The organism is Acidithiobacillus sp. TH-A36 (genome assembly GCF_057473445.1).
Map to the genome: position 1 here is coordinate 1 of NZ_JBYCKP010000110.1, position 3,185 is coordinate 3,185.

The 3,185-nt window shown below is 57.6% G+C and carries 3 protein-coding genes and 1 pseudogene; all 4 read right to left on the reverse strand.

The window, feature by feature from the left end; genetic code table 11:
- On the reverse strand, window positions 1-1,124 hold a 1,124-nt coding region (gene ftsA, locus AC2VLY_RS03060), incomplete at its 3' end, for a cell division protein FtsA (RefSeq protein ID WP_486921747.1).
- Between the two features lie 30 nt (window positions 1,125-1,154).
- Window positions 1,155-2,006, reverse strand: a complete 852-nt coding sequence (locus AC2VLY_RS03065; protein WP_486921748.1) for a cell division protein FtsQ/DivIB — start codon at window positions 2,004-2,006, stop codon at window positions 1,155-1,157.
- Entirely contained in the window at window positions 1,999-2,925 is a 927-nt protein-coding gene (locus AC2VLY_RS03070; RefSeq protein WP_193649746.1) for a D-alanine--D-alanine ligase, read from the reverse strand. Before AC2VLY_RS03070 ends, AC2VLY_RS03065 begins: the two co-directional genes overlap by 8 nt.
- Window positions 2,918-3,185 (reverse strand): annotated as a pseudogene (locus AC2VLY_RS03075) (UDP-N-acetylmuramate dehydrogenase); the annotation flags it as partial. The pseudogene AC2VLY_RS03075 and the gene AC2VLY_RS03070, both read right to left, overlap by 8 nt.

The window sequence follows — 3,185 nt, forward strand, 5'->3', positions numbered from 1 at the left end:
ACCAGGCCTACGCCCGTGGCATGTCCAGGTACCCGAACCACGTTTTCCATCCCCGGCAAATGCATGGGTTCACCGACGCGAACCGGCAGGTGAAGGATTTCTTCAGCCAGTTCGGCAATGCCTTCCAGACGGCTGGAACCGCCGGTAATGACGACGCCAGCGGCAATCAAATCTTCATAGCCGGTGCGCCGTAGTTCTGCCTGGATGAGTTCAAACAATTCCTTGATGCGGGGCTCAATGATGTCACCGAGAATGCGCCGGGAAATGGTGCGGGGCGGACGGGTGCCGACGCTGGGGACCGAGATTTCATCATCCTGCTGAATGAGATCACCCAGGGCGCAACCATATAGCTTCTTGATTTGCTCCGCTTCAACGGGTGGGGTGCGAAGGCCCAGGGCAATGTCATTGGTCACCTGATCTCCGGCGATGGGAATGACAGCTGTATGGCGGACGGCCCCATCGCGGAAAATGGCGATATCGGTAGTCCCGCCACCAATATCCACCAGACAAACACCCAGCTCTTTCTCGTCCTGGGTAAGCACGGCGTCTGCCGAGGCCAGCTGTTCGAGGACCAGATCCTGGACTTGCAGTCCGCAACGTTCCACACATTTGGCGATATTCTGGGCGGCACTGACAGCACCCGTAACAATATGTACCCGGGCTTCCAGGCGTACTCCCGACATGCCGACCGGTTCGCGAACCCCTTCCTGGCTGTCAATCATGAATTCCTGGGGCAGAATATGAATGACGTTCTGATCCTGGGGAATGACGATGGCGCGCGCCGCATCCATGACCCGACCTACATCATCATTGCTGACTTCCTTGTTTTTGATGGCGACAATACCGTGGCTGTTGTAGCCGCGGATATGCCCGCCGGCAATGCCGACCACCGCGCCATGAATCTGCACACCGGCCATGAGCTCGGCTTCCTGCACGGCACGGGTGATGGCCTGAACCGTGGATTCAATATCCACGACAACGCCTTTTTTCAAGCCCCGGGAGGGATGCTGACCAACCCCGATGATTTCTGCTTCACGACCACCTTTGGACTGCGCAACAATACAAGCCACTTTGGAAGTACCAATATCCAGGCCGACGATGAGTTCCTGATGTCCACGTTTCATTTGCTTTCTCTCCTTCGGATCCAGGATCCGTTACTGACTGTTGACGGTGGTCGCTGAGGGCATGGCGACCGCAAAACCATTGGTATAGCGAAGATCCATTGTGGCTCCGGCTACCAGGTATTCCTTGACCTGGGGGGCAATGGCCACCCAGCGTTTTAAAGCGGGTATCACGTCCTCGCTGCCCAGCAGCAGGCGGACCTGATTATTGAGAATGCAGCGCCATCCACCCCTTTGGTCTTCCTGCAGGGAATCGACCTTCAGGCCCAGTGGGGCAACAATGGAATTAAATTTCGCCAGTTGCGCGAGGAGTTGGCTGCCACTATCGGCGGGTCCGGCCAGATTGGGGAGTCCATTGGGTACTTGTGCCGGGGGAACGCTGAATACCTTTCCCTGGGCATCGACCATTTGCCCGGCACCACCCAGCCAGCGGGCGACCGGCGTGTAGGGTTTGATACTGACCGTCAGGCGGTCGGGCCAGACCCGCCGCACCTCGGCATCGGCGACCCAGGGCAGGGCATCCAGAGCATGGCGGATTTGTTCGGGGTTCGCCCACAGAAAGCCACGTGCCGCATAGGGCTTGAGAACCGTGTTGATTTCGGCCAGAGGAATTTTGGGAGAACTGCCGGTAATGGTCAGGGTATTGATGGGCATCAGGGAGGGTTGCTGGAGCCATTGCCATCCGGACCATCCTCCCCAGGCGAGAATGCTGATACTCAGGCCACCCGCAAGGACCTTTCCATAAAGTTTCCAGGGCAGGGGCTTATGGACTTTGGCGGCGGTCTTGACGGGTGCCGTCCGGGGAGCTTTGGTTTTTTCCTTCAGGGTGGCTGCAGGCCGTTGGGGCTGTTGTCCGTGGCGATAATCACGCATGACACTAACCATGATTCACTCTCCTCTGCGCCGTACGCAGTATGGTCTTGCATAATTCGGGGAAATCCATGCCCACAGCTTTGGCGGCCATGGGTACGAGGCTGTGGCTGGTCATGCCGGGAACACTGTTGATTTCCAGAAGATGTATTTTTCCCGATGCACTGATCATGAAATCGACCCTGCCCCAGTCTCTGCCACCCAGTTCGGCAAATGCGCGGAGAGCCATGGCCTGCAGTTCGGCATCTTTGGCGGCACCCAGTCCCGAAGGCAGCAGATAACGGGTATCTTCGGCAAAATATTTGGCATCGTAGTCATAAAAGGCGTGCGGGGTTTCAATGACAATGGGTGGAAGGGCTTTACCATCGACAATTCCGACTGTGGCTTCATGACCAATGACAGCGGCTTCGCAGAGGATTTCATCTTCGAGAGCAAAAGCATCCGTTATGGCTTTATCCAGTTCTTCCGGCCCATTCACCCGGCTGACGCCGAGGCTGGAGCCACCATGATTGGGTTTGATATAAAGCGGCCAGGTAAAATTTGCCGCGAGATCAGGTCGCGGATCGTGACGCCGCATCAGAATCCCTTCCGTTACGGGGAGGCTGGCGGCTTTCCAGATCTGCTTGGAACGCCACTTGTCCATGGCCAGTGCCGAACTCAAGACGCCGCTCCCGGTGTATGGAATGGCGAGGGTTTCGAGCACGGCCTGGAGGAGGCCATCCTCGCCGATGGCGCCATGGCAGACATTGAAGGCGAAACGGATGCGTTCGTCCTGCAACTGCTGTTGCAGACGCGCTGGTTCAATATCAATGCCCAGCACTTCCATGCCGCTGCTGCGCAGGGCGTCGAGGACTGCCGAAGCACTCAGCAATGACACCTCGCGTTCGCCGGAAGGACCACCGTAAAGTACGGCTGTGCGGATGGATTCAGCCATGTTTCGCCTCCCCCAGAATGCGCATTTCGGCTTTCAGCCTGATGCCGAACTGTTGCTGCACTTGTGTTTGTACGTCTTCCACCAGGGCCTCAATATCAGCGGCCTGGGCATCGCCCCGGTTGATGATGAAATTGGCATGCTGGCTGCTGACTTCGGCTTGCCCACGGGCTTTTCCCTTTAACCCGGCCGCTTCAATCAGGCGGGCCGCGTGGTCACCCGTCGGGTTACGGAACACCGAACCACAACTGGGCCATTCGAGA

Bases quoted from the DNA above. Each gene is read 5' to 3' on its own strand.
- AC2VLY_RS03065 (WP_486921748.1), bottom strand. From the start codon at position 2,006: ATGGTTAGTGTCATGCGTGATTATCGCCACGGACAACAGCCCCAACGG.
- AC2VLY_RS03070 (WP_193649746.1), bottom strand. From the start codon at position 2,925: ATGGCTGAATCCATCCGCACAGCCGTACTTTACGGTGGTCCTTCCGGC.